Origin of the sequence: Stenotrophomonas sp. DR822 (assembly GCF_019793815.1) — a bacterium.
Lineage (GTDB): Bacteria > Pseudomonadota > Gammaproteobacteria > Xanthomonadales > Xanthomonadaceae > Stenotrophomonas > Stenotrophomonas indicatrix.
This window is the reverse complement of sequence record NZ_CP081826.1, coordinates 1,484,137-1,509,965: the sequence shown is the minus strand read 5'-3', so window position 1 is coordinate 1,509,965 and position 25,829 is coordinate 1,484,137. Positions and strand designations below refer to the sequence as shown.

At 66.9% G+C, this 25,829-nt stretch carries 27 protein-coding genes; 12 read left to right on the top strand and 15 right to left on the bottom strand.

The window, feature by feature from the left end; genetic code table 11:
• Positions 1–3 precede the first annotated feature (3 nt).
• From K5K93_RS06970 to K5K93_RS06950, 5 genes are read right to left on the bottom strand one after another with little or no spacing between them, the layout of a single operon-like run.
• On the bottom strand, positions 4–597 hold the full coding sequence (locus K5K93_RS06970; RefSeq protein WP_222390319.1) for a PH domain-containing protein: 594 nt from the start codon (positions 595–597) through the stop codon (positions 4–6).
• Positions 594–1,883, bottom strand: coding sequence for an alpha/beta fold hydrolase (locus K5K93_RS06965; protein WP_222390316.1), 1,290 nt, complete (start codon positions 1,881–1,883; stop codon positions 594–596). The genes K5K93_RS06970 and K5K93_RS06965 overlap by 4 nt, the downstream gene beginning before the upstream one ends.
• A gap of 2 nt (positions 1,884–1,885) precedes the next feature.
• Positions 1,886–2,065 carry a DUF4177 domain-containing protein gene (locus K5K93_RS06960; protein ID WP_025873867.1) on the bottom strand — a complete coding sequence of 60 codons (180 nt, stop codon included), beginning with the start codon at positions 2,063–2,065 and terminating at the stop codon, positions 1,886–1,888.
• On the bottom strand, positions 2,062–2,241 hold the full coding sequence (locus K5K93_RS06955) for a hypothetical protein (RefSeq protein WP_005412615.1): 180 nt from the start codon (positions 2,239–2,241) through the stop codon (positions 2,062–2,064). The genes K5K93_RS06960 and K5K93_RS06955 overlap by 4 nt, the downstream gene beginning before the upstream one ends.
• Positions 2,242–2,286: 45 nt before the next feature.
• The gene (locus tag K5K93_RS06950) at positions 2,287–3,168 is read right to left on the bottom strand and encodes an SPFH domain-containing protein (protein ID WP_222390313.1); all 882 of its coding nucleotides are present in this window, start codon (positions 3,166–3,168) and stop codon (positions 2,287–2,289) included.
• Between the two features lie 145 nt (positions 3,169–3,313).
• On the opposite strand from K5K93_RS06950, the gene purT reads away from it, so the two are divergent.
• A complete protein-coding gene (gene purT / locus K5K93_RS06945; protein WP_222390311.1) occupies positions 3,314–4,501 on the top strand; it encodes a formate-dependent phosphoribosylglycinamide formyltransferase in 1,188 nt (395 codons plus the stop codon).
• A gap of 89 nt (positions 4,502–4,590) precedes the next feature.
• Here purT and K5K93_RS06940 read toward each other — a convergent pair whose 3' ends face one another.
• Together K5K93_RS06940 and K5K93_RS06935 are read right to left on the bottom strand one after the other, a co-directional pair.
• Positions 4,591–5,796 (bottom strand): endonuclease/exonuclease/phosphatase family protein, encoded by a 1,206-nt coding sequence (locus tag K5K93_RS06940; RefSeq protein ID WP_099783234.1) that lies wholly within the window; start codon positions 5,794–5,796, stop codon positions 4,591–4,593.
• Positions 5,797–5,834: 38 nt separating this feature from the next.
• Entirely contained in the window at positions 5,835–6,590 is a 756-nt protein-coding gene (locus tag K5K93_RS06935; RefSeq protein WP_032975961.1) for an arginyltransferase, read from the bottom strand.
• Between the two features lie 156 nt (positions 6,591–6,746).
• On the opposite strand from K5K93_RS06935, the gene K5K93_RS06930 reads away from it, so the two are divergent.
• Positions 6,747–7,310: an EF-hand domain-containing protein gene (locus K5K93_RS06930; protein WP_222390309.1), complete on the top strand. Its 564-nt coding sequence runs from the start codon at positions 6,747–6,749 to the stop codon at positions 7,308–7,310.
• Positions 7,311–7,361: 51 nt separating this feature from the next.
• Here K5K93_RS06930 and K5K93_RS06925 read toward each other — a convergent pair whose 3' ends face one another.
• From K5K93_RS06925 to K5K93_RS06910, 4 genes are all read right to left on the bottom strand, one after another.
• Entirely contained in the window at positions 7,362–8,573 is a 1,212-nt protein-coding gene (locus K5K93_RS06925; RefSeq protein WP_222391003.1) for an RNA polymerase sigma factor, read from the bottom strand.
• A gap of 153 nt (positions 8,574–8,726) precedes the next feature.
• On the bottom strand, positions 8,727–9,236 hold the full coding sequence (locus K5K93_RS06920) for a pathogenicity-like protein (RefSeq protein ID WP_222390308.1): 510 nt from the start codon (positions 9,234–9,236) through the stop codon (positions 8,727–8,729).
• Positions 9,237–9,239: 3 nt separating this feature from the next.
• A complete protein-coding gene (tesB, locus tag K5K93_RS06915; RefSeq protein WP_032951563.1) occupies positions 9,240–10,139 on the bottom strand; it encodes an acyl-CoA thioesterase II in 900 nt (299 codons plus the stop codon).
• A gap of 153 nt (positions 10,140–10,292) precedes the next feature.
• Positions 10,293–11,069, bottom strand: coding sequence for an enoyl-CoA hydratase/isomerase family protein (locus tag K5K93_RS06910; RefSeq protein WP_093817639.1), 777 nt, complete (start codon positions 11,067–11,069; stop codon positions 10,293–10,295).
• A gap of 35 nt (positions 11,070–11,104) precedes the next feature.
• Here K5K93_RS06910 and K5K93_RS06905 point away from each other — a divergent pair, with 35 nt between their 5' ends.
• On the top strand, positions 11,105–11,554 hold the full coding sequence (locus K5K93_RS06905; RefSeq protein ID WP_093817640.1) for a copper chaperone PCu(A)C: 450 nt from the start codon (positions 11,105–11,107) through the stop codon (positions 11,552–11,554).
• Positions 11,555–11,711: 157 nt separating this feature from the next.
• Here the strand turns inward: K5K93_RS06905 and K5K93_RS06900 are convergent, their stop codons facing one another.
• From K5K93_RS06900 to uvrA, 3 genes are all read right to left on the bottom strand, one after another.
• Positions 11,712–12,437: an enolase gene (locus tag K5K93_RS06900; RefSeq protein WP_222390307.1), complete on the bottom strand. Its 726-nt coding sequence runs from the start codon at positions 12,435–12,437 to the stop codon at positions 11,712–11,714.
• Between the two features lie 77 nt (positions 12,438–12,514).
• Positions 12,515–12,922: a thioesterase family protein gene (locus K5K93_RS06895; RefSeq protein ID WP_093817642.1), complete on the bottom strand. Its 408-nt coding sequence runs from the start codon at positions 12,920–12,922 to the stop codon at positions 12,515–12,517.
• A complete protein-coding gene (uvrA, locus tag K5K93_RS06890; RefSeq protein ID WP_093817643.1) occupies positions 12,922–15,918 on the bottom strand; it encodes an excinuclease ABC subunit UvrA in 2,997 nt (998 codons plus the stop codon). The genes K5K93_RS06895 and uvrA overlap by 1 nt, the downstream gene beginning before the upstream one ends.
• 319 nt (positions 15,919–16,237) lie before the next feature.
• On the opposite strand from uvrA, the gene rplU reads away from it, so the two are divergent.
• From rplU to obgE, 4 genes are read left to right on the top strand one after another with little or no spacing between them, the layout of a single operon-like run.
• The gene (gene rplU / locus K5K93_RS06885) at positions 16,238–16,555 is read left to right on the top strand and encodes a 50S ribosomal protein L21 (protein WP_093817644.1); all 318 of its coding nucleotides are present in this window, start codon (positions 16,238–16,240) and stop codon (positions 16,553–16,555) included.
• 11 nt (positions 16,556–16,566) lie between these two features.
• The gene (gene rpmA / locus K5K93_RS06880) at positions 16,567–16,830 is read left to right on the top strand and encodes a 50S ribosomal protein L27 (protein WP_049467623.1); all 264 of its coding nucleotides are present in this window, start codon (positions 16,567–16,569) and stop codon (positions 16,828–16,830) included.
• A 59-nt stretch (positions 16,831–16,889) separates the two neighbouring features.
• Positions 16,890–17,027 (top strand): hypothetical protein, encoded by a 138-nt coding sequence (locus K5K93_RS06875; RefSeq protein ID WP_157804331.1) that lies wholly within the window; start codon positions 16,890–16,892, stop codon positions 17,025–17,027.
• Positions 17,024–18,079: a GTPase ObgE gene (gene obgE / locus K5K93_RS06870; protein WP_032975970.1), complete on the top strand. Its 1,056-nt coding sequence runs from the start codon at positions 17,024–17,026 to the stop codon at positions 18,077–18,079. The genes K5K93_RS06875 and obgE overlap by 4 nt, the downstream gene beginning before the upstream one ends.
• A gap of 203 nt (positions 18,080–18,282) precedes the next feature.
• On the opposite strand, the gene rpsT is transcribed toward obgE, so the two are convergent.
• Positions 18,283–18,552: a 30S ribosomal protein S20 gene (gene rpsT / locus K5K93_RS06865; RefSeq protein ID WP_025873851.1), complete on the bottom strand. Its 270-nt coding sequence runs from the start codon at positions 18,550–18,552 to the stop codon at positions 18,283–18,285.
• Between the two features lie 116 nt (positions 18,553–18,668).
• Here rpsT and murJ point away from each other — a divergent pair, with 116 nt between their 5' ends.
• The 5 genes from murJ (at position 18,669) to ispH (ending at position 25,626) form a co-directional block, all read left to right on the top strand.
• Positions 18,669–20,273 (top strand): murein biosynthesis integral membrane protein MurJ, encoded by a 1,605-nt coding sequence (murJ, locus tag K5K93_RS06860; protein WP_222391001.1) that lies wholly within the window; start codon positions 18,669–18,671, stop codon positions 20,271–20,273.
• Between the two features lie 75 nt (positions 20,274–20,348).
• Entirely contained in the window at positions 20,349–21,296 is a 948-nt protein-coding gene (locus tag K5K93_RS06855; RefSeq protein ID WP_025873849.1) for a bifunctional riboflavin kinase/FAD synthetase, read from the top strand.
• Positions 21,293–24,124: an isoleucine--tRNA ligase gene (ileS, locus tag K5K93_RS06850; protein WP_222390306.1), complete on the top strand. Its 2,832-nt coding sequence runs from the start codon at positions 21,293–21,295 to the stop codon at positions 24,122–24,124. Before K5K93_RS06855 ends, ileS begins: the two co-directional genes overlap by 4 nt.
• Positions 24,124–24,648, top strand: a complete 525-nt coding sequence (gene lspA, locus K5K93_RS06845) for a signal peptidase II (protein WP_222390305.1) — start codon at positions 24,124–24,126, stop codon at positions 24,646–24,648. The genes ileS and lspA overlap by 1 nt, the downstream gene beginning before the upstream one ends.
• 27 nt (positions 24,649–24,675) lie before the next feature.
• Positions 24,676–25,626 carry a 4-hydroxy-3-methylbut-2-enyl diphosphate reductase gene (ispH, locus tag K5K93_RS06840; protein ID WP_093817647.1) on the top strand — a complete coding sequence of 317 codons (951 nt, stop codon included), beginning with the start codon at positions 24,676–24,678 and terminating at the stop codon, positions 25,624–25,626.
• Positions 25,627–25,829 lie beyond the last annotated feature (203 nt).

Sequence of the window (25,829 nt, the reverse complement as noted above, 5' to 3'; positions counted from 1 at the left end):
AGCTTACTGCCGTGGCGCTGTGGCGGCCACCTTGCGCAGCGCCTCGAGCAGGGCCTGCGGGCGCTCCAGGCTGAGCAGCAGGGTGCTGCCGCCGCGCACCGGAATCGCCAGCGTGCGTGCGCGGTCGGTGACCAGGGCAAAGCCCTTGCCGCCGCTCTGCAGGCGGAAGTGTCCGGAGTAGAAGCCGGGCATGCTGTAGCCGTTGGTCTTGAAACGGATGCCATAGCGGCGATCACGGCTCAGGTCGACCACCTCGGCCTGGTCCAGCAGCAGGTCGGCCACCGGCGTGCGGCGACGGTACAACGTCGAACGCACGTCCAGCACGTTGCCTGCCAGCTCCACCCGGCGACGGAAGAACGCCCAGCCCAGGCCGATGCCCATCAGCACGATCACCGCCAGGCTCCATGCCGCGCTGCCGCCCATCAGGAAGAACGGCGGCGACAGGGTGACCTCCATCCAGGGAGCCTCGCTGCGATTGTCGTGCAGCTGTGCCCACATGCCCACGCCCAGTACCGCCAGCAATGGCAGCAGCACCCACAGCACCCGCAGCGAAGAACTCTCGGCAACCTCGAAGGGGCGTGCATCACTGCCGCTCATCGCTGCGCCTCCAGCCAACGCGCAACGTCATCGATCAGCTGCCCATCGACGTGGCCCGGTTGCGCGTATTCCTTCAATGAACTGGGGCCGCTGCCGGCGATGCCGATGTGGTTGAGGGCAGGGTAGGCCTTCCATTGCACGTCCCGGCGATCGGCCAGGGCTTTTTTCCACAGTGCCCAATCCGTTTCCGGTACCTGGAAGTCACGGCCCCCGTGCAGCATCAGCAGTGGCTTTTTCAGCGCCACCGCGTCGCCGCGTGCGTTCACCGCTTCGATGCTTTTCCAGAACGTCTGCGGCACGCCCAGTGGCAGTTCGCTGGCTGGCACAAGAGTTTCGCTGCGGGCCGCGGCGATCTGCGCGTCGAGCTTGTCCAGGAACGCTTGTTCCGGGGCGCTGATCGAGCCGTCCAGCGACAGCAGGTAGCGGTTCTGCTCCGGCAGCAGTTCAAGCAATGTGCGCGCCGGCGCGGCCCACAGGATCGCGCCGCGCGCCTGTGGCCAGCGGCTGGCGATGCGCGGGGCGAGCATGCCGCCCTGGCTGTGGCCGAGCACGAAGATCCGCTTGCCGTCGATGCGTGGGTCCGCCGCCAACGCGCTCAACGCTGCGATGGCATCGTCGGCGGTCTCGTCATCAACGTTGAAGCTGCCGCTCTGGAAGTCCTGGGGACGGGCATGGGTGCGCTTGTCGTAGCGCAGCACGGCGATGCCCTGGGCGGCCAAGCCGCGGGCGATGTCCAGGAACGGGCGGTTGCCACCGATGGTTTCGTCGCGATCCTGTGGGCCGGAGCCGTGCACCAGCACTACGGCCGGGAACGGTCCTTTGCCCTTGGGCAGGGACAATGTGCCGGGCAGCGCACCGCGTGCCTGTGGCACGCTGAAATCGGCCTCGCTGTAGTCCGCGTCGGCCGGCGGTGGCGGTGCCTTGGCGGCCGGGGCCGGGCGCAGCAGCAGGCCCGCTACTTTGTCCTGCCCGTTCACCGCCACCTGCGCGATCACCGCGCCACTGGCGAACTGCAACGGTACTTCCACCAGGTGCATGCCCTGCTGCTCGCTGCTGTGCGCCGGGCCGCGCTGCTTCAGTTCACCCAGCGACCGCCACAGGCCCTGCAGCTTGTCGGCAGGCACGGCCGCGGCCATCTGCGGTGTCAGCATGGACTCGGCATCGGCGGTGCGCCCTGCCTGCAGGTGATCGAGCAGGCGTGCTGCGACCTGCTGCGGTTCGCCAGCGGATGCACTGGAGGCCAACAGGGCAAGGGAAACAGCAAGCAACGAGCGGCGTGCGCTCATGGTCACAGCTCCTTCTTGAAGACCAGCAGGGCCGGGCGCATTGGCGCCGGGACGATGATGTTGACCAGTTCCCAGCCCAGCTGGCCCTGGCGGCTGAGTTCGGCCTGGATGTCATCGGCCTTCTGCAGGCCCATCATGGATGTCTTGACCTCGACGGTCAGGTAGCTCCAGCGCTTGCTCATTCCTTGTCCTCCGGCGATGGCTTGGGTTTCGGCAGGCGGCCTGCCTTGCGCAGTGCGTCGCGCAGCACGTATTCGATCTGTGCGTTGAGGCTGCGCAGTTCATCGTCCGCCCAGCGCTGTGCGGCCGCCAGGACCTCGGCGTTGATGCGCAGCGGATAGGCTTTTTTCTCGCTCATGCAGACTCCTGGCGGGGCGGTGGGGCGCCCCGTTGCGAGGGTGGCTCAGTACAGCGAGCCGGTGTTGACGACCGGCTGCGTGCCGCGGTCCGAGCACAGCACGGTCAACAGGTTGCTGACCATGTGCGCCTTGCGCTCCTCGTCCAGCTGTACCACGCCGTTCTTCTGCAGCTCGGCCAGCGCCATCTCGACCATGCCGACCGCACCGGCGACGATGCGCGTGCGTGCGGCGATGACCGCATTGGCCTGCTGCCGCTGCAGCATCGCCTGGGCGATTTCAGCGGCGTAGGCGAGGTGGCTGATGCGCGCATCGATCACCTGCACGCCGGCATCGGCCAGGCGCTCGGCCAGTTCGTTCTTCAGGTGCTGGGAGATCTCGCTGGCATGGCTGCGCAGCGCCAGCTGGCCGTCCTCGTGCTGGTCATAGGGGTAGCTGGTGGCCATCGCGCGCAGCGCCGATTCGGACTGGATGTGCACGAAGCTCTCGTAGTCGTCCACGTTGTAGACCGCTTCGGAGGCATCGACCACCTGCCAGACGATCACCGCAGCGATCTCGATCGGGCTGCCGTCCAGCTCGTTGACCTTCAGCTTGCCGCTCTCGAAATTGCGCACGCGCTGGCTCACGCGGCGCTTGCTGAAGAAGGGATTGTTCCAGCGCAGGCCGTTGTCCTTGACGGTGCCGACGTACTTGCCGAACAGGCTGACCACCGCCGCCTGGTTGGGCTGCACGGTGTACAGACCGGCCAGCGCGACCAGCGCCAGCGCAGCGATCAGCAGGCCGGCCAGGATCAGCAGCACGTTGGGCGAGCCGGTGCTGGCCTTCGCTGCGACCCCGGCCACGAACAGGGCGCCGCCGGCGAGGGCTACGACCAGGGACCCGGCGAGCGCGCCCAGGCCGTTGAGGGAGGGCAGCGACTTCTCTTTCATGGCGGTACGTCCTTGAGGGTTCGAATTGAAGATATCAAAGTGATATCACATTCGGGCTACCGTTCGTCGGCTGGGCGTGCCCAGGCGCTGCGGCTGGACCGGCTAGAATGCCCACCCGCCTTCACATTGCTGCTGGAACCCCGCCATGGCCAAGCTTGGAACCCCGTTGTCCCCCTCCGCCACCCGTGTGCTGCTGCTGGGCTCGGGCGAACTTGGCAAGGAAGTGGCCATCGAACTGCAGCGTCTGGGCGTGGAAGTGATCGCTGCCGACCGTTACGCCGATGCCCCGGCCATGCAGGTGGCACATCGTTCGCACGTGATCGACATGCTGGACGCGATGGCCCTGCGCCAGTTGATCGCACAGGAGCAGCCGCACCTGGTGGTGCCCGAGATCGAGGCGATCCATACCGAGACCCTGGTGCAGCTGGAGCAGGAGCACGGCCTGCGGGTGATCCCGACCGCGCGTGCTGCGCGCCTGACCATGGACCGTGAGGGCATCCGCCGCCTGGCCGCCGAGACGCTGGGCCTGCCGACCTCGCCGTATCGCTTTGTCGACACCGAGGCCGAGTACCGCGCCGCCGTGGCGGCGATCGGCCTGCCGTGCGTGGTCAAGCCGGTGATGTCGTCCTCGGGCAAGGGCCAGAGCACGCTGCGCAGCGAGGCGGACATCGCCCCCGCATGGGAATACGCGCAGACCGGTGGCCGTGCCGGCGCCGGCCGCTGCATCGTCGAGGGTTTCATCGACTTCGATTACGAGATCACCCTGCTGACTGTACGCCACGCCGGCGGCACGTCGTTCTGCGCACCGATCGGCCACCTGCAGAAGGAGGGCGACTATCGCGAAAGCTGGCAGCCGCAACCGATGTCGGACAAGGCGCTGGCGCGTGCCGAAGAGATCTCGCGCGCGATCACCGATGACCTCGGTGGCTGGGGGCTGTTCGGCGTCGAACTGTTCGTGAAGGGCGACGAGGTGTGGTTCAGCGAAGTATCGCCGCGCCCGCACGACACCGGCCTGGTGACGCTGGTCTCGCAGGAGCTGAGCGAGTTCGCGCTGCATGCGCGGGCCATCCTCGGCCTGCCGATCCCGGTGATCCGCGAGAATGGCCCATCGGCCTCGTGCGCGCTGCTGGCGCATGGCGAAGGCGTGCCGTACTTCAACAACGTGGCCGCCGCACTGCAGGTGCCGGACACCGCCGTGCGCCTGTTCGGCAAGCCGAGCGTGCATGGCCATCGCCGCGTGGGCGTGACTCTGGCGCGCGCGGAATCCATCGACGAAGCGCGCGCCATCGCGCGTGAGGCCGCCGAAGCGATCGGCGTCGAGCTGCGCTCGTAAAACGGTAGCGCCGGGCCATGCCCGGCCGCTTCCCATAGGGCGCGCGACGCGGCCGGAAAAGCCGCCGGGCATGGCCCGGCGCTACCGGCTTATTTCACATCCACCCATACCAGGTGGTGGTCGCTGCCATCGGCGATCTTCGCTTCGGCACTCTCATTGGCCGGCCAGAACACGCCGCTGCCGAGGTACTCGAAACCGGTCGAGGGCAGCACGTAGTCCAGGCGCATGGTGCCGGACTTCGGGCCGAAATCGCCGGTGGCATGGAACGGTGCACCCTTGCGGGTGATGCCCTTGGCCGCATAGGCCAGGCTGGTCTGCTCGGCGCCGATGCTGCGTGGGGTGGGGTAGCGCAGCACGCGGGCGTTCTCGATCAGTTCGACGATCGCCTCGTGGCGGCCATCGCCATCGACCGGATCATTGTTGAGGTCGCCAAGGATGACAAAACGCGCATCCTGGGCCAGGCCGCCGCACTGGCCCTTGTCGTCGCACAGCCACGGCTTGTCGCCCTTGGACAGGTACTCCTGCCACAAGCGCAGTTCGTCATGGTTGCGCGCGGCGTTGCGCTTCTCCGGGCCGTCGAACACCGGCGGCGTCGGGTGCGAGACCAGCGCGTGGACCACGCCGGCCGGGGTCTTCACCGGCACGTCCCAGTGCGACTTCGACGACAGCCGCAGCTGCGACCAGACGGTGTCGTTGTAGAAGCTCTTGCCGGTGCGCGGATCGACCGGGCGGATCGCGCCGGGCATCGCACTCCACTTCAGCAGCTGGAAGCTGCGCACCTTGGCTTCGTCGATCGGGTAGCGCGACAGCACCAGCATGCCGTACTGGCCCGGGTGCAGGCCGTAGCCCCAGGCGTCGTTGCCGCGGCCACGGCCTTCACCGCCGACCACGCCGTTGTTGTCCAGGTCCAGGCCACTGGGCACACCGGTGTTCACCGGCGCCAGGTAGCGGTAGGCGAAGTGCAGCGGCTTGCCGCCACCGGGCTGGGCCACTTCCAGGTAGCGCTTCTGGAACAGGTCGGCGGCACGATGGGCGTCATCGAAGTCGAACTCGTTCAGCAGCACCAGGTCAGGGCGCGCCTGCTGCAGTACCGCGGCGATCTTGCGCGCATGTTCGCTGTCGCCTTCCAGTTCGGCGATCAGGCCGCCGGCTTCGTCCGAATACAGCGAGGTGTTGTAGGTGGCCAGGCGCAGCGCTGCAGACGGTTTTTCGGTCATCGCGGGGGACGTGGCAAAGGCGGGAGCGGCGGCGCCACAGAGCAGGGCCAGGCCGAGAATCAGGGGTTTGGCGTTCATGGGCCCTATTGTGCACCTGGCCCGGTGTCAGTGGTTTGTCAGCGTCCGTCCAGTTCGTCATCGAAATCATGCCAGCGGCGGCCATCGTAGGCCTCCAGCGGGCGATAGCGCCGCTTGTAGTCCATCTTCTGGTGCTCGCGTATCCAGTAGCCCAGGTACAGATGGGGCAGGCCCTCGCGGCGGGCCCACTCCAGCTGCTGCAGGATCGCGAACGTGCCCAGCCCGCGCGCGGCATGGGCGGGGTCGAAGAAGGTATAGACCGCCGACAGCCCGTGCTCGGTCACATCGGTTACTGCCACGCCCAGCAGCTGGCTGGGCTGCCCGTCGTGGCCGGGCAGGCGCATTTCCATGAAGCGCGTGTGCGACCAGCTGCCGATCAGGAACTGTTCGAACTCGTGCGGGCCGTGGTCGTCCATGCCGCCCTTGGCATGACGATGCACCAGGTAGCGGTGGTACAGCTCGAACAGATCCTCGCGTGGCATGGCCGCGGTGATGCGCACTTCCAGATCGGCATTGCGGGCGGCGCAGCGGCGCTGGCTGCGATCCGGGGCGAAGCGGGCCACCGGAATGCGCACGGCGACGCAGGCGTGGCAGTTCGCACAATGCGGGCGATAGACCAGATCACCGCTGCGTCGGAAGCCCCAGCTCAGGGCCAGCGGGTACAGCCCGCCGAGGCGACGGTCCTGCGGGTCCAGCACCAGGTCGCGTGCAACCCGGTCCGGCCAGTACCCGCAGGGGTGCTCGCCGGTCTGGAACAGTCGCAGTTCGTCGTCTCTGTCGCCGTGTCTCGCCATGGGCACAGCATAGCTCCAGCCTGTCGCAATGGCGGCGACTGTCCGCTGGATGAATGGAATGGGCGGCTGCGTCAACCGAGGTCGTGGTCAGGCGTTGTTGTCCTCCGAGGGTGAGGTGTTCACCCCGATGCCAATCCCATTCCCAGGAGTGACCCCATGATCCGTACCCCCCTGCTGCTGGCCCTGCTGCTCGGCACCTCCGCGACCGGCATTGCCTTGGCTGCCGACACCCCGGCTGCACCGGCGCAGCGTCCGGCCAAGCTGGATACCAATGGCGACGGCGTCATCGACCGCAGCGAAGCGGCGGCCAACCCGCGCCTGGCCGCAAAGTTCGACGAGCTGGACAGGAACAAGGACGGCAAGCTCTCGCGTGATGAACTGCCGCGCTGGAAGCATGGACGCCACGGTGGTCGCGGTGGCGAGCGCTGGGCCAAGCTGGACACGAACAAGGATGGCCGCATCAGCCGTGAGGAAGCCAAGGCCGATCCGCGCCTGGCCGAGCGTTTCGACCAGCTCGACCTCAACAAGGATGGCTACCTGGACAAGGCCGACCGCGAGCTGCGCATGAAGCAGCATCGTGACGCCTGGTTCGCCGCGGCCGATACCAACAAGGATGGCCAGCTGAGCAAGGCCGAGTTCGACGCCGCCAAGGGCCCGATGCACGGTGGCCCGCGCCACGGCGGCCCGCGTGACGGCGCCGCGCCGAAGCCGCAGCGCTGATTTTCAATGCAGTGATCGACGACAACGCCGGCGCACTGCCGGCGTTGTCCGTTACAGGCGGCCGCTGAGCGTCATCGTGTAGGCCAGGGCACCGATGACGACCAGGTTCACCGCCATCATGCCGGTCAGGCCGTACATGGATTCGTACTTCCAGTTGATCCCGTTACGCCCACGCCGGGCTGCATCACGCGCGAGCAGCGGCGCCATGATTCGCCGCAGCGTCACCAGGCACTGGTAGTTGACCGCCACCAGGCCCAGTGCCAGCACCAGCAGCTGCGCCCACATCGGCGCCTGCAGCAGCACGGTGAACAGGATGGCCAGGCACCAGCCCAGGCTGGTGCCGGTGCTGAGGTTGACGAAGCGGCGGACCTGGACCTGCTCGGCACCGGTCTCTGCGTAGGACAGCAGGAAACGCCCTCCGAGATAGCTGCCGAGCGCGCCACCGACGACGCCACCGATGATCGCGGCCCAGCTTGACGCAGGCAGCATCTGCAGCTGGCCCAGCGTGGCGGTCAACGAGCCGAGCGCGGTGCCGCCGGCAGCGCTGGCGCCACCGAGGCCGAGCTTGCTGCCACCCACGCCGACGCCGGTTCCCAGCAGGATCGCCGCGCTGGCGGTGCCGGGCGCGGCGATCATCACCATCGACACCACCGCCGTTGCGAACGCAGCACTGGGCGCGCTGCTGCGTGCGAATTCACCGAAGCGCTGCAGCAGGCCCTCGCGCACCTGCGCACGGGCACGTGACAGGCGCTTGCGTACCGCCGCGTCGCTCAGCCCGAGCAGGTCGGCGACCTGCTGCGAATGCTGGCCCTCGCGGTAATACAGCAGCAGCACTTCGCGGCTGTCGGCGGGCAGGGCGGAGATGATGTTCTCGGCGGCGATCTCCTCTTCCAGCCGCTGCAGGCGATCGGCCACGCCCGGGGTCGGATCCGCAGCCATGGTCAGCGCCACTTCGGCAGCCTCGCCGCTCAGCGGTCGACCACGTTGTGCGCGCAGCCAGTCGCGGGCGAGGTTGCGGGTGATCTGCCGCAGCCAGGGCAGGAAGCTGCTCGCGCTGCGCAGCTGGTGCAGCTGCTGCCAGCCCTTCACGAACGCTTCCTGGGCGATGTCCTCGCTGGCCTGGCGGTCGCCGGTGATGGCCAGGGCGATGGCGGTGACCGTGTTCTGGCAGGCCAGCACGATGCGGCCATAGGCATGCTGGCAACCGCTGCTGGCGGCCGGCAGTTCGCGTTCCAGGGTTTCGTCGATGCTTGCGGCGAAGATCGTCATGGCGGCGGGCTCCTGCAGGGATTGTGTCCCATGACGGAGGCGCGCGCCGAATGTGACCGGTTCGCGTCCCGGTAGCGCCGGCCTTGCCCGGCGGCGTCTCTGTCAGGCCGCTGCGCTCGCCGGGCATGGCCCGGCGCTACCTGCGCGTTACGTGGACGGCTGGATGCGGACCCGCACTTCCTCTTCTTCCGGCGGTGCCGGCGCGGTCGGCTGTGCTTGCTGCGGCTGTGCCTGCGGGGCGGGCACCGGCACGGTTGGGGCGGGGGCACCGCGATGACGCAGGCCGATCACCAGCGCCACGCCGGCGATCACCACCAGCAGGGCAATGCGGATGCGCCAGGCCCAGCCACGACCGCCGGTACTTTCCTGCACGTCATCGCGGAAGGCGAACTCGGCGGTCGGGTGGTCACGGCGGGTGGTGTCGAGCAGGCGCGCCTCGCGCAGGATTTCGCGCGCGCGTGGCTGGTCGTCGGCACGCACGATCCACACCGCCGGGTAGGCGCCGGCATTGCCCAGGTCGGTATAGCTGAACTGGCCACGTCGACGGGTCTTGTACGAGCGCCCGTTGGTGACCTTCACCTGGATGTCGTGGCTGCGCAGGAGCTCGGCCACGCCTTCTACGGTTTCCACGCGCTGGCTGCTGAAAATCTGACGCATCGGTCAATCCTTGGCTGGCACGGCGGCCGCTGCTGCCTGGTCCGGAACCACGCGGATCAAGCCTTCCTGGGCGGTGCTGGCAACCAGCACGCCATCACGGGTGAAGAACTGGCCACGGGCCAGGCCGCGCGAATCCTGCGCACTGGGGCTGTCCAGCGAGTACAGCAGCCAATCGTCGGCGCGGAACGGGCGGTGGAACCAGATCGCGTGGTCCAGCGAAGCCATCTGCACGTGCGGATGGTAGTAGCTGATACCGTGCGGGAACGTGGCCGTGCCCAGCAGGTGGAAGTCCGACGCGTAGGCCAGCAGTGCCTGGTGCAGCTCGGGAGCATCGCCCACGCGCTCGCTCAGGCGCAGCCAGACCTGGTGGTAGGGCGGGCGCTTGGGCGGGTTCAGTTCATCGCGGGGATACACATGGCGGAACTCGAACGGACCGCCGCGCGACAGCCAGCGCTGCACCTTGATCGGCAGGCGCTCAAGCACCTCCGCCGGCAACGGCCGGTTCGGTTCGATGTCTTCCGGTTGCGGCACTTCGGGCATCTTGTGCTGGTGCTCGGCACCGGATTCGGCCTGCTGGAACGAGGCCGCGCAGAAGAAGATCACCTTGCCATGCTGGATCGCGGTCACCCGGCGCACCGAGAAGCTGCCACCGTCGCGGGTGCGGTCGACGTCGTAGACGATCGGATGGTCGATGTTGCCGGCGCGGAGGAAATAGGCGTGCAGCGAGTGCACATGGCGACCATTGTCAACCGTGGCCTGCGCGGCCGCCAGGGCCTGGCCCAGCACCTGCCCGCCGAACACGTACTTGGTACCGATGTCGCGGCTCTGGCCGCGGAACAGGTTGTCCTCCAGCCGCTCCAGGGTGAGCAGATCGATCAGCTCGGAGACGACGGGTTCGGGCATGTCGTTCAAGGGGGCGGCCACAGCGATGAAAGAGGGGTCGATTATACCGGTGTAGGCCGGATGCCCCATCTTCGGCAGTGCCGGCCGCTGGCCGGCATCCGCAGGCGTCCCGGCAGGATTGCCAGGCTGCCGGCCAGCGGCCGGCAATACCGTTTACTTGCCGAGACGCGCCACCAGTGCCTGCAGTGCGTTCTGCGCATCCGGGGCGAACCAGGCCTCGACGAAGCGGTCGAGCTGGATCAGGTCCGGATGCAGGGCGTCGTGCAGCTCGGCGCGGGCGATGGCACGGGTCAGCAGCATCGGCTGCCGCGGCTGCTTCAGCAGGTCCTGCAGCCAGGCCACCGCACGGGCCGCCACCAGTTCGCCATCCACCAGTTCGTCGACCAGCCCGATCTGCAGCGCCTGTTCGGCCGGTACCAGCGCGCCGGTGGCCAGCAGCACGCTGGAGCGGTGCGCGCCCACCGCACGGCGCAACAGGCGCTGGATGCCTTCCGGTGCGATCAGGCCAACCTGCACCTCGTTCAGGCCGATGGCATACGGGCGCGCCGGATCGGCACTGCGTGCCATCACCCGGTAGTCGCAGCACAGGGCCAGCACGCAGCCGCCCGCCGGTGCATGGCCGGTGATCGCCGCAACCACCGGGATGCGGCTCTCGGCCAGCGTGCGTACCGCGCCGAAGAATGCGTTCCAGGTGTCCAGCAGCTTGTGCTTGTCATCGCCATGCGAGAGCAGGTGCGGCACGTCCATGCCGCCGGTGAAGATGCGCTCGCTACCCGACAGCACGATGCCGTGCGCGTCCTCGGCCATCGCCAGTTCGATGGCATGGATCAACTGCCGGCACAGCTCGGTGTCCAGTGCATTGACCGGCGGACGCGCCAGCCGCAGCTCGCGGATGGGGCCATGGTTGATCACCTCGATGAGCGTCGTCATGCTGCGGGTCTCGTTGCGAAGAAGGAACCTGGGCGATGATAACCAAACCATTCGTTGGCGTACTGTTGATGATGTGTGCGGGCGCAGCATCGGCGGCGGCCGCTGTGCCGGAGTGCGTCACCGTCTCGCAGGGCTGGGTACGTCTGCCGCCCAGCCCGACGGCGACGCCCATGACTGCCGGCTATGGCGTGATCCGCAACGGCTGCTCCACCGCGGTAACCATCATCGGTGCGCGCAGTGCGGGTTTCGGTGATGTGTCGTTGCACGAGACCCGGATCGTCGACGGGGTCAGCCGCATGCGTGCTGTCGAGCGCCTGCCATTGGCGCCGGGCGAACGCGCCGTGCTCAAGCCCGGCGGCCTGCACCTGATGTTGATGGACGGCAGGCGCGTATTGGCGGAGGGGCAGCCCGTGTGGCTGCAGGTGCAACTGGAGGGGGGCAGCGAAGTCAGCACGGCCCTGATAGTGCGCAAGGCCGCACCGTAACGCGGCGCTCGTTCCGCCGGGCATGGCCCGGCGCTACCCAGGCATCACTGCCGAATCCACATCGGTAGCGCCGGGCCATGCCCGGCGAGCGCGCAGCGCGTTGGGGCTTAATCGGTAGCGCCGGGCCATGCCCGGCGAGCGTGCAGCGCGGTGGGGCTTACGACCAGTCGTACGAGAACAGCACCGTGCGGCTTTCCGGCTCGTACAGCATCACGATCGCATCGGCACCGGTTGCACACCAGTTGTAGCCGGCCACTTCGGCCACGGCGAAGAACTTGTGGCCATCGCGGGTGATGATCGCGCGCTCGGCATCGTCCGGCGCATGACGGTCGTCGGCAGCCTCGGTGAACGCCAGCGCGAAGGCGGCTGGAATCTCCGCGGTTTCGATCCAGTTGCCGGTCGAGATCTGCCCACCCAGCACATCGAGGTAGGCCTGCTCGCCGGGCTCGCCGTCGCCATAGCGCGAATAGCTGGCCAGGCGTCCATGCTGCTGGAAGTACGCACCTGCCTTGCTGTAGCTCCCGCGCATCTCGGTGATGTGCTTCAGCGCGTGCTTGTCCTGCACCTGGTCGCCGATGAAGTAGCCCTCCTCACCGAGGAAACGCATGCGGTTGTCGCTGGTCAGTTCAAAGGCGATCCAGTTGGTGCCGGTGAACGCGTTGTGGTGTTCTTCGGTGGTTTCACCGATGCAGCCGTCGTAGGGCTCGATCGGGCACAGCATCGTGGCCACGCTGCCGGCCAGTTCCGGGCGCAGTACGCCCAGGTCGATCTTCAGCAGCGGCAACAGGTGCTGGCCAAGCCAGGCCTGGTCATCCGGGAACACGTCGGCGGGAAAGGGGACCATGCCGGGCAGCAGGTCGCGCAGTTCGGTCTGGTGGATCATGTCAGTCCTTTGATGTGGAACGGTGGCGCCGGGCCATGCCCGGTGGGGAGAGTGCCGGCCAGCGGCCGGCACTACCTTCAGGTGGACGCTCTGCGGATCGCGTCCGGCAGCGGCGCGCTCTTGCCGGTCTGCGTGTCCATCCAGACCACCACCACGTTGCCGTCCGAATACAGCCTCGACTCGTCCTGCTGGTCGACGATGCGATGACCGATGGTCACGCTGCTGTTGCCCAGGCGTTCGACGAACAGCTCGACCAGGATGTCGTTGGGCCACACGATCGGCAACCGGTAGTTGACGTTGGTGGCGGCCACCACCGGTGCGATGCGGTCGGTCATCGACACGCCTTCCACGCCCAGCATCCAGCGCACGCGCGCCTCTTCCAGGTAGGAGATGTACTTGGCGTTGTTGACGTGGCCCATGCTGTCCATGTCACGCCAGCGCACGCTGATCGGAATGCGGGCCAGGATCTTGTGTTCGCTGCTCATCAGGCGTCCTTCTTCTTCTTGGTGCCCGCCGTGGCGGTCTTGCTGGCTTTGCCGGTGCTCTTGGCGGCAGCCGCCTTCTTTGCCGGCTTTTCCGGCTTGACCTTGCGCGGCGGGCGCGCATCGGGCTTGTTGGCCACGGCGGCGGGCTGGTCCGGTCGCGCGCTGGTGGACGGCAGCATCCGTGCGAGGAACTGGCCGGTGTACGAAGCCGGACATGCGGCCACGTCTTCCGGCGTACCGGTCACCAGGATGGTGCCGCCGCGATGACCGCCTTCCGGACCCAGGTCGACGATCCAGTCCGCGGTCTTGATGACGTCCAGGTTGTGCTCGATCACCACCACCGTGTTGCCCTCGTCGCGCAGCTTGTGCAGCACGCCGAGCAGTGCCTCGATGTCGTGGAAGTGCAGGCCGGTGGTCGGCTCGTCGAGGATGTACAGGGTGCGGCCGGTATCGCGGCGCGACAGTTCCTTGGACAGCTTCACGCGCTGCGCTTCACCACCGGACAGCGTGGTCGCGCTCTGCCCCAGCTTGATGTAGCTCAGGCCGACATCGACCAGGGTCTCCAGCTTGCGGGCGATGGACGGGACCGGTTCGAACAGCTTCAGCGCATCTTCGACGGTCATTTCCAGCACGTCGTTGATGTTGAAGCCCTTGTACAGGATCTCCAGCGTTTCGCGGTTGTAGCGCTTGCCATGGCAGACGTCGCAGGGCACGTACACGTCCGGAAGGAAGTGCATCTCGACCTTGATCAGCCCGTCGCCCTGGCACGCCTCGCAGCGGCCGCCACGCACGTTGAAGCTGAAACGGCCCGGCGAATAGCCGCGCGCGCGTGCTTCGGGCACCTGTGCGAACAGTTCGCGCAGCGGAGTGAACAGGCCGGTGTAGGTGGCCGGATTCGAGCGCGGGGTACGGCCGATCGGCGACTGGTCGATGTCCACCACCTTGTCGAACAGATCCAGGCCGTCGATCTCCTTGTACGGCGCGATCGGGTGCGAGGCGCCGTTGATCTCGTTGGCGGCCAGCGAGAACAGGGTGTCGTTGATCAGCGTCGACTTGCCCGAGCCGGACACGCCGGTCACGCAGGTCAGCAGCCCGGCCGGAATGGCCAGGTCCACGCCCTTGAGGTTGTTGCCGGTGGCGCCACGCAGGTGCAGCGTCATCTTCGGGTTCGGCTTGTGCCGGCGCGCCGGGATCTCGATCGCGCGCTTGCCGGACAGGTACTGGCCGGTCAACGAGCGCGGCGCATCCAGGATGTCCTGCAGGCTGCCCTGGCCGACGATCTCGCCGCCATGCACACCCGCGCCCGGACCGATGTCCAGCACGTAGTCGGCCAGGCGGATCGCATCTTCGTCGTGCTCGACCACGATCACCGTGTTGCCCAGGTCGCGCAGGCGGGTGAGGGTGCCCAGCAGGCGCTCGTTGTCGCGCTGGTGCAGGCCGATGGAGGGCTCGTCGAGCACGTACATCACCCCGACCAGCCCCGCACCGATCTGGCTGGCCAGGCGGATGCGCTGGGCTTCGCCACCGGACAGGGTGTCGGCCTTGCGCTCCAGGGTCAGGTAATCCAGGCCGACGTCGACCAGGAAGCCGAGGCGTTCACCGATCTCCTTGACGATCTTCGCGGCGATCTCGCCTCGCCAGCCCGGCAGGCTCAGACTGCTGAAGAACTTCAGCGCTTCGTCGATCGGCAGCACCACCAGTTCCGGCAGCGGTCGATCCGCCACGAACACGTTGCGCGCGGCCTTGTTCAGGCGTGCGCCATTGCACTCGGGGCAGGCATGCTCGCTGATGTACTTGCCCAGTTCTTCCTGCACCGCCGCCGATTCGGTTTCCTTGTAGCGGCGTTCCAGGTTGGGAATGATGCCTTCGAAGCGATGCTTGCGCTGGGTGCGGCCACCGGCCTCGGTGAAGTAGGTGAAGGTGATCGCGTCCTCGCCGCTGCCGTACAGCACGGCCTGCTGCACCTTGGCCGGCAGCGAGTTCCACGCCGCGTCGACGTCGAACTTGTAGTGCTTGGCCAGCGAGGCGATCAGCTGGAAGTAATAGGCATTGCGGCGATCCCAGCCACGCACGGCACCGGCCGCCAGCGACAGCTCCGGATGCACCACCACGCGCGAGGGGTCGAAGAACTCCGCCATGCCCAGCCCATCGCAGCCGGGGCAGGCGCCCATCGGTGCGTTGAACGAGAACAGGCGCGGCTCCAGTTCCGGCAGCGAGTAGTCGCAGACCGGGCAGGAATACTTGGACGAGAACAGGGTAGGGGCCGCAGCGGCATCGTCCAGCGACTGCACCGACGCCATGCCATCGCCCAGCTTCAGGGCGGTTTCGAAGCTCTCGGCCAGGCGCTGCTTGATGTCTTCGCGCGGGCGGAAGCGATCGATCACCGCTTCGATGGTGTGCTTCTGGCGCAGCGCCAGCGGCGGCACCGCATCGATTTCGTACAGTTCGCCATCCACGCGTACACGCACGAAGCCCTGCGCGCGCAGCTGGTCGAACACCTGCGCGTGCTCGCCCTTGCGGTCGCGGATCACCGGCGCCAGCAGCATGTAGCGCTGTTCCGGGTCCAGCGTCAGCATATGGTCGACCATCTGGCTGACCGTCTGCGCCTCCAGCGGATAGCCGTGGTCGGGGCAACGCGGCGTGCCGACGCGCGCATACAGCAGGCGCAGGTAGTCGTAGATCTCGGTAATGGTGCCGACCGTCGAGCGCGGGTTGTGCGAGGTCGACTTCTGCTCGATCGAGATCGCCGGCGACAGCCCTTCGATGTGGTCCAGGTCCGGCTTTTCCATCACGCTCAGGAACTGCCGCGCGTACGCCGACAGGGACTCGACGTAACGCCGCTGACCCTCGGCATAGATGGTGTCAAACGCCAGCGACGACTTGCCCGAGCCGGAAAGGCCGGTGATCACGATCAGTTTGTCGCGGGGCAGGTCGAGGTCGATGTTCTTGAGGTTGTGCGTCCGCGCGCCGCGGATGCGGATGAAATCCATCGCCATGGGGAATCCGGTTGTGGGGGCGTGGCTGGGCCGCCGGGCCAGCGAAAGGGCGGCAATCGGTCAGCCTACCGAGGTGACCAGATGGGGGCAATGGGCGACAATGCCAGCCCGGTGTCTCACCCGGTGAGACCGCCTGTCAGGCAGGGGTCAGATCCCTTTTCACGTGGTGAAAAGGGATCTGACCCCGTTCCGGCCCGGCCTCCAGAGCCGTTCAGGGGTTGACTTGACCCGTCCCCGGTGGTCCACGTACAATTCCGCTCCTGTCCGCCCTCGACGGCGGCAGTCCATAGACCACAATAACTACAGAGGAAGTCTGGTCATGTACGCAGTACTGGTCACCGGCGGTAAGCAATACCGCGTGGCGCAGGGCGAAAAGCTCCGCATTGAAAAGCTCGAAGCCGACGTCGGCAGCGAGATCAAGTTCGACAACATCCTGCTGCTCGGCGACAGCGATGGCATCAAGATCGGCGACGCCCTGAGCGGCGCTGCGGTCACTGCCACCGTCCTGTCCCAGGGTCGTGCCGACAAGGTCCGGATCATCAAGTTCCGTCGCCGTAAGCACCACATGAAGCGCCAGGGTCACCGTCAGTACTACACCGAAATCGAGATCACCGGCATTGCCGGTGGCAGCAAGTAAGGAGATAGGTCATGGCACATAAAAAAGGCGTAGGCTCTTCGCGCAACGGTCGCGACTCCAACCCGAAGTACCTCGGCGTCAAGATCTTCGGCGGCCAGGCCATCGAAGCAGGCAACATCATCGTGCGTCAGCGCGGCACCCAGTTCCACCCGGGTACCGGCGTCGGCCTCGGCCGTGACCACACCCTGTTCGCCCTGACGGACGGCAAGGTGGAGTTCTCGGTGAAGGGCCCGAAGAAGCGTCGCACCGTCAGCGTCGTCTCGGTCGAAGCCTGATAAGGCTGCGTCCGGCGCCCATGCCTCGGCATGGCCGTGCTGGATGAAGAGCTCGCTGCATGAAGAGCCCCGCTTCGGCGGGGCTTTTCGTTGGAATCAATGGTAAAACGGGCATCGCCCGGTTGTCGGCCAGCGGCCGGCACTACATCAAGGTGGCGGCGTGCATGCCGCGCCCATCGCAGGCATCGAAACAATGAAACTGGTAGACGAAGCAGAAATCGAAGTGTTCGCCGGCAACGGCGGCAACGGCTGCATTGGCTTCCGTCGCGAGAAGTTCATTCCGCTCGGCGGCCCGGACGGCGGCGACGGCGGTGCGGGCGGCAGCGTGTGGATCCGCGCCGACGAAAACCTCAACACCCTGGTCGACTTCCGCCATGACCGCATCTTCAAGGCGCAGCGCGGCGAGAACGGCATGGGCCGCCAGGCCTATGGCAAGGGTGGCGAAGACCTGGTCATCACCGTGCCGGTCGGCACCGTGATCATCAACGTGGCCACCGATGAAATCATCGGTGACCTGACCCAGCATGGTGACCGCCTGCTGGTGGCCAAGGGCGGCCGCGGCGGCCTGGGCAACATGCATTTCAAGAGCTCCACCAACCGCTCGCCGCGCCAGGCGCTGCCGGGTGAGCCGGGTGAGGAGCGCACGCTGAAGCTGGAGCTGAAGCTGCTGGCCGATGTCGGCCTGCTGGGCTTCCCCAACGCCGGCAAGAGCACCCTGATCCGCGCCGTTTCGGCGGCGACGCCGAAGGTGGCCGATTACCCGTTCACCACGCTGTACCCGAACCTGGGTGTGGTGAAGGTGGAGAACTACCGCAGCTTCGTGATCGCCGATATTCCGGGCCTGATTGAAGGTGCTGCCGACGGTGCCGGCCTGGGCGCGCAGTTCCTGCGCCACCTGCAGCGCACCCGCCTGCTGCTGCATCTCGTCGACATTTCGCCGATGGAAGGTGGTGTGGAAGGTGTGTCGCCGGTCGAGCAGGTGCGTGCCATCGAGCGCGAACTGGAAAAGCACGATCCGGAGCTGCTGGCCAAGCCGCGCTGGCTGGTGCTGAACAAGGCCGACCTGATGTTCGAGGACGAGGCCAAGGCCGCTGCCGAGAAGATCGTCGCCGAGCTGGGCTGGAAGGAGCCGTGGTTCCTAGTGTCCGCACTGGGTCGCGAAGGCACCTTCCCGATCATGAGCCGGATCATGGCGTTCTTCGATCGCCAGAAGGAAGACGAGCTCGAGGCGGCACGCAACGCGCAGTAATGCCGTTGTGGTTCCCGCGAAAAACCCGGCTTCGGCCGGGTTTTTTGTTGGCGGCCGAATGGGGTCGGATCCCTTTTCTGCGGGAAAAGGGATCCGACCCCGGGCATCGGTAGCGCCAGGCGCCGGATTGCAGGCAACAAAAAACCCGGCCGAGGCCGGGCTTTTGCGTGCTGCCGGAGCCGGGGCTCCAGCAACCAACCGGATCAGGCGGCCTGGAGGGCCTTGATGCGGTCGTTCAGGCGGCTCTTGTGGCGAGCAGCCTTGTTCTTGTGGATCAGGCCACGCGCGCTGAAACGATCCAGGATCGGCTGGGCAACGGCGAAGGCGGCTTGGGCGCCGGCGGCATCGTTGGCGTCCAGCGCCTTGATCACTTTCTTGACAGCGGTGCGCAGCATCGAGCGCTGAGCCACGTTGCGCGCGTTGCGCACGACGGTCTGCTTGGCGCGCTTCTTGGCGGACTTGATATTGGCCACGGTGGTGGTTTCCTGAAAAATCGGTGTTATGGGAACAGCAAGCTAGCTAGTATGATGGCGTAAGAAATGTACGTCAAGTCGATTGTCAAGAGGGACGTTGAGTGAGTTCACCCAAGATGTTGCGGGGCCTGCTGTCGTTCAGCAGCATGACCATGGTCTCGCGGGTTCTCGGCCTGGTCCGGGACCAGGTGGTGACCTCGACCTTCGGCACCAACGCCATCACCGATGCTTTCTGGGTCGCCTTCAGGATACCCAATTTCCTGCGCCGGCTGTTCGCCGAGGGCTCCTTTGCCACCGCCTTCGTGCCGGTGTTCACCGAGGTGAAGGAAACCCGCAGCCATGCCGAGCTGCGTGAACTGATGGCCCGCACCGCCGGCACCCTGGGCGGCGTGCTGATGCTGGTCACCGCATTGGCGCTGATCTTTGCCCCGCAGCTGGCATCGGTCTTCGCAAGTGGCGTGGACACCGACCCGGCCAAGCAGGGCCTGCTGGTCGACCTGTTCCGCCTGACCTTCCCGTTCCTGCTGTTCGTCTCGCTGACCGCCCTGGCCGGCGGCGCGCTGAACAGTTTCCAGCGCTTCGCGATGCCGGCACTGACCCCGGTCATCCTCAACCTGTGCATGATCGCCGGCGCGCTGTGGCTGGCGCCGCGGCTGGGTGGTACCCCGGAAAAGCAGATCCTCGCCCTGGGCTGGGCGGTGCTGGCCGCCGGCCTGCTGCAGCTGCTGTTCCAGCTGCCTTCGTTGAAGGGCATCGACCTGCTGACCCTGCCGCGCTGGGGCTGGAACCATCCGGGCGTGCGCAAGGTGATGACGCTGATGGTGCCGACCCTGTTCGGCTCGTCGGTAGCGCAGATCAACCTGCTGCTGGACACCGTCATCGCCGCCAAGCTGACCGACGGTTCGCAGTCCTGGCTGTCGCTGGCCGATCGCTTCCTGGAACTGCCGCTGGGCGTGTTCGGCGTGGCGCTGGGCACGGTGATCCTGCCGGCGCTGGCACGGCACCACGTCAGCACCGACCGCGAAGGCTTCTCGCGCTCGCTGGACTGGGGCCTGCGCATGACCCTGCTGATCTCGGTGCCAGCCATGCTCGGCCTGCTGCTGCTGGCCGAACCGCTGATCTCCACGATCTTCCAGCACGGCCAGTTCACCGCCTTCGACACCCGCATGACGGCGCTGTCGGTGTACGGCCTGAGCTTCGGCCTGCCGGCGTTCGCGCTGCTGAAGGTGGTGCTGCCGGCGTTCTACGCGCGCCAGGACACCAGGACGCCGGTGCGCGCCGGCGTCGCCGCGCTGGTGGCCAACATGGTGTTCAACTTCGCCCTGCTGGCGGTGCTGTACCAGGTGATGGTGCCCGACGAGCTGAAGGCGCAGGGCGTAATGGCAGCCATCGGCAAGCAACCCGGCCTGCACCTGGCGCTGGGCATTGCCAGTGCGCTGTCCAGTTACCTGAACCTGGGGCTGCTCTGGTACTGGCTGGGCAGGACCGATGTCTACCAGCGGCGTCCGGGTTGGGGCGGCTACCTGCTGCGCCTGCTGCTGGCGTGCACGGCAATGGTCGGCGTGCTGCTGGCCCTGCGGTACTGGCTGCCGGGCTTCTCCTCCATGGGCGTGTGGGAACGGATCGGCGCGCTCGGCCTGCTGGTCGGCGGTGGCGGGCTGACCTACCTGCTGGCGATGGTGGCGATGGGCTTCCGCCCGCGCGACCTGCGTGGGCATTGATCGCGGCTCCCGGCGGCTATACTTCAGGGTTACACCATTGAAACGGCGGGCTTCGGCCGGCCGGAACGAGAGTTGATGAGCAGGCTGTTCAGAAGCGTCGAGGGCGGGGAGCTGTTCCCCAACGGAAGCGTGGTCTGCATCGGTGCATTCGACGGCCTCCACCTGGGCCATCGTGCGCTGGTGCGGCACGCGGTCGCGCGTGCGCGCGCCTTGGGTGTGGCTGCGGTGGCGGTGGCCTTCGAGCCCTTGCCGCGTGAGTTCTTCGCCCAGGGTACGCCGCCGCCGCGGTTGACCCTGGCACGCAGCAAGGTCGAGATCCTGCACGAACTGGGCGTCGATGCGATCGGCCTGCTGCGTTTCGACGCGGCGATGGCGGCGATGCCCGCCGAAACCTTCGTGCGCCAGCTGCTGGCCCAGCGCCTGAACGCCCGCGAGGTGTGGATCGGGCCGGAGTTCTGTTTCGGCAACCGTCGCCGTGGCGATCTGGCCCTGTTGCAGGCGCTCGGCGCCGAGCTCGGTTTCAGCGCCGGCGAGATCGAAGCGGTCGACCTGCATGGTGACCGCATCTCCAGCACCCGTATCCGCCAGCTGCTGCAGGAAGGCGACTTCGCCCGCGTCGGCGACCTGCTCGGTCGCCCCTACTCGATCAGCGGGCGCGTCGTGCGTGGGCGTCAGCTCGGCCGTACGCTGGGCTTCCCCACCGCCAACCTGCGCTTCCCGAAGACCCCGGCACTGTCGGGCATCTACGCGACCTGGGTGCACGGGGTGTTCGACCAGCCGTGGCCGTCAGTGTCCAGTTTCGGTACCCGGCCGACCGTGGACGGCGTGGAGCCGCTGCTGGAAGCGCACCTGTTTGATTTCCAGGGCGACCTGTATGGGCGCCACATCGAAGTCGAATTCGTTGCCAAACTGCGTGACGAAGAGAAATTCAACGATCTGGCGGCGCTGACCGACCAGATGCACCGCGACGCCGAACAGGCGCGTGCCATCCTTTCCGAACATAGATTGCGAGCCACTGCGTGAGCCAGGACTACAAGACCACCCTCAACCTGCCGGCCACCGAATTCCCGATGCGCGGCGACCTGCCCAAGCGCGAGCCGGGCATTCTGGCGCGCTGGGAAGAGCAGGGGCTCTACCAGCAGCTGCGCGACAACGCCGCCGGCCGCCCGCTGTTCGTGCTGCATGACGGCCCGCCGTACGCCAATGCGCGCATCCACCTGGGCCATGCGGTCAACAAGATCCTCAAGGACATCATCGTCAAGTCGCGCTACCTGGCCGGCTTCGATGCGCCCTATGTGCCAGGCTGGGACTGCCATGGCCTGCCGATCGAAATCGCGGTGGAAAAGAAGTGGGGCAAGGTCGGGGTGAAGCTCGATGCGGTCGCGTTCCGGCAGAAGTGCCGCGAGTTCGCCGAGGAGCAGATCGACATCCAGCGCGCCGACTTCAAGCGCCTGGGCGTCACCGGCGACTGGGACAACCCGTACAAGACCCTGAGCTTCGATTTCGAGGCCAACGAGATCCGCGCGCTGTCCAAGGTCATCGCCAACGGCCACCTGCTGCGCGGCGCCAAGCCGGTGTACTGGTGCTTCGACTGCGGTTCGGCGCTGGCCGAGGCCGAGATCGAATACCAGGAAAAGACCTCGCCGGCGATCGACGTGGCCTACACCGCGCGTGATGCACAGGCGGTGGCGCAGGCGTTCGGCGTCAGCCTGCCGGCCGACGTGGAAGTGGCCGTGCCGATCTGGACCACCACCCCGTGGACGTTGCCGGCCTCGCTGGCGGTATCGCTGGGCGCGGACATCCGCTACGTGCTGGCCGAAGGCCCGGCGCACAACGGCAAGCGCCGTTGGCTGGTGCTGGCCGCTGCACTGGCCGAGCGCTCGCTGCAGCGCTACGGCGTGGACGCGGTGGTGCTGCACGGTGAGGCCGAAGGTTCGGCGCTGGAAAACCAGCTGCTGATCCATCCGTTCTACCCCGAGCGCGAGATCCTCGTGCTCAACGGCGAACACGTGTCCGACGAGGACGGTACCGGTGCGGTGCATACCGCCCCCGGCCACGGCCAGGAAGACTACGTGGTCAGCCAGAAGTACGGCCTGCTGGACAAGTACAACGCCGGCCAGGTGACCCCGGTTGATGGCCGTGGCGTCTACCTGGAATCGACCCCGCCGGCAGGCGAGGTGGTGCTGGCGGGCCAGCACCTGTGGAAGGCGCAGGAGGCGATCGTGCAGGTGCTGCGCGACAGCGGCGCGCTGCTGGCCTTCGTCGAGATCCGCCATAGCTACCCGCACTGCTGGCGGCACAAGACGCCGGTGGTGTTCCGCGCCACCCCGCAGTGGTTCATCTCGATGGACAAGGCCAACCTGCGCAGCGATGCGCTGGCCGCCATCGACACTGTCGGCTGGTTCCCGACGTGGGGCAAGGCGCGCATCCAGAGCATGGTCGACGGCCGCCCGGACTGGACCATCTCGCGCCAGCGCACGTGGGGCGTGCCGATCGCACTGTTCACCCATCGCCAGACCGGCGAGATCCACCCGCGTTCGGTGGAACTGATGCAGCAGGTGGCCGACCGCGTCCAGGCCGAAGGCATCGACGTGTGGTACTCGCTGGACGCGGCCGAACTGCTGGGCGCTGAAGCGGCCGACTACGAGAAGGTCACCGACATCCTCGATGTCTGGTTCGACTCGGGCGTGACCCACGAAGCGGTGCTGGCTGCCCGTGGCTTCGGCAAGCCGGCCGACCTGTACCTGGAAGGTTCGGACCAGCATCGCGGCTGGTTCCAGTCCTCGCTGCTGACCGGCGTGGCCATCGACAAGCGCGCGCCGTACAAGCAGTGCCTCACCCACGGGTTCACCGTGGACGAGCATGGCCGCAAGATGTCCAAGTCGCTGGGCAACGGCATCGAGCCGCAGGAAATCATGAACAAGCTGGGCGCGGACATCCTGCGCCTGTGGATCGCCTCGGCCGACTACAGCAACGAGATGTCGCTGTCGCAGGAAATCCTCAAGCGCACCGCCGACGCCTACCGTCGCCTGCGCAACACCGCCCGCTTCCTGCTGGGCAACCTCGACGGTTTCGATCCGGCCCAGCACCTGCGCCCGCTCAACGAGATGGTCGCGCTGGACCGCTGGATCGTGCATCGCGCCTGGGAACTGCAGGAGAAGATCAAGGCGGCGTATGACAACTACGACATGGCCGAGATCGTGCAGCTGCTGCTGAACTTCTGCAGCGTGGACCTGGGCTCGCTGTACCTGGACGTGACCAAGGACCGCCTGTACACGATGCCGACCGATTCGGATGGCCGTCGTTCGGCGCAGAGCGCGATGTACCACATCGCCGAAGCGTTCACCCGCTGGGTGGCGCCGATCCTGACCTTCACCGCCGATGAGCTGTGGGGGTATCTGCCGGGCGACCGTGCCGGCCACGTGCTGTTCACCACCTGGTACGAGGGCCTGGCTCCGCTGCCGGCCGACGCACAGCTCAACGCGGCCGACTTCGACCAGCTGCTGGCCCTGCGCGAGCAGGTGGCCAAGGTGCTGGAGCCGATGCGCGCCAATGGTGCGATCGGCGCCGCGCTGGAAGCGGAGATCACCATCGCCGCCAGCGAAGAGCAGGCGACCCGCTGGCAGCCGCTGGCCGATGAACTGCGCTTCCTGTTCATTAGCGGTGACGTGCAGGTGCGCCCGGCGACCACCGACGAGGTCTTCGTCAGCGCGCAGCCGACGCAGAAAGCCAAGTGCGTGCGCTGCTGGCACCACCGTGCCGACGTCGGCAGCAGTGCCGACCACCCGGAACTGTGCGGCCGCTGCGTGACCAACGTCGCCGGTGCCGGCGAAGTGCGGAGCTGGTTCTGATGGCCGCCGCGCGCCCGCATCCCAATGCGCTGGTCTGGCTGCTGCTGTCGGCAGTCATCATCGGCCTGGACCAGTGGTCGAAGGCCTGGGTGCTGTCGAGCCTGCCGGAGTTCCAGCCGGTGGTGGTCATCGACGGCTTCTGGAACTGGTACCGCACCTACAACACCGGTGCGGCGTTCAGCTTCCTGAGCGATGCCGGTGGCTGGCAGAAGCACTTCTTCACCGTACTGGCGATCGCCATCAGCGGCCTGATGGCCTGGTGGCTGCGCGCTACGGCGCGTGGCAACTGGAAAGCCGCCGTGCCGTATGCGCTGATCATCGGTGGCGCCATCGGCAACGTGATCGACCGCCAGGTGCATGGCCACGTGGTGGATTTCATCCAGTGGTACGTCGGCGAGCATGTCTGGCCGTCGTTCAACATCGCCGATTCGGCCATCGTGGTGGGTGCCGTCGGCATCGCCCTGTTCGGCCTGTTCGACGGCAAGTCCGCCAAAAAGGCGGATAATGCCAATCCGAAACCGTAAGCCGGCCGCTGCCGGGAGACTGAACTGATGGATGTGCTGCTCGCCAACCCGCGTGGATTCTGTGCCGGTGTCGATCGTGCGATCGAGATCGTCAAGCGCGCGATCGAAACGCTGGGCGCGCCCATCTATGTCCGCCATGAAGTGGTGCACAACCGATTCGTCGTCGATGACCTGAAGCAGCGCGGCGCGATCTTCGTCGAGGAACTCGACGAAGTGCCGGACAACAACACCGTCATCTTCAGCGCCCATGGCGTGTCCCAGGCCGTGCGCCAGGAAGCCGAGCGGCGTGGCCTGAAGGTGTTCGATGCCACCTGTCCGCTGGTGACCAAGGTCCACTTCGAAGTCGCCCGCCACTGCCGTGCCGGCCGTGACGTGGTGCTGATCGGCCATGCCGGCCATCCGGAAGTGGAGGGCACGATGGGCCAGTGGAACCGCGAAGCGGGCACCGGCCAGATCTACCTGGTCGAGGACGTGGAGCAGGTGGCCACGTTGCAGATCAACCAGCCGGAAAACTTCGCCTACACCACCCAGACCACGCTGTCGGTGGATGACACGCGCGGCATCATCGATGCGCTGCGCGAGCGCTTCCCGGCGATGCAGGGGCCGAAGAACGACGACATCTGCTACGCCACGCAGAACCGCCAGGACGCCGTGCGCGACCTGGCCAAGCGCTGCGACCTGGTGCTGGTGGTCGGTTCGCCGAACAGCTCCAATTCCAACCGCCTGAGCGAGCTGGCTCGCCGTGAAGGCGTGGAGAGCTACCTGATCGACGGTGCACACGAGATCGACCCGGCCTGGGTGGTGGGCAAGCAGCATATCGGCGTGACCGCTGGTGCCTCGGCACCGCAGGTGCTGGTCGATGGCGTGCTGGCGCGTCTGGCCGAGCTGGGCGCGACCGGCGTGGGCGAGCTGGATGGCGAGCCGGAATCGATGGTGTTCGCGCTGCCAAAGGAACTGCGCCTGCGTCTGGTCGACTGAGTGACAGCGCTGCGGGTGGATGCGAACCCTGGTTCGCATTGTCGGCTGTACGTCATCCACGCATGGCGTGGATCTACCCGGTACTGCTCTGCTTTCCAGTAGTTCCACGCCATGCGTGGATGCTGTCAGTCATCGCCAACGCTCCGATGAGGCTTTGCCGCATCTGGTCGATGCGCCACTGACCATGACCTTCGGCCATGGGG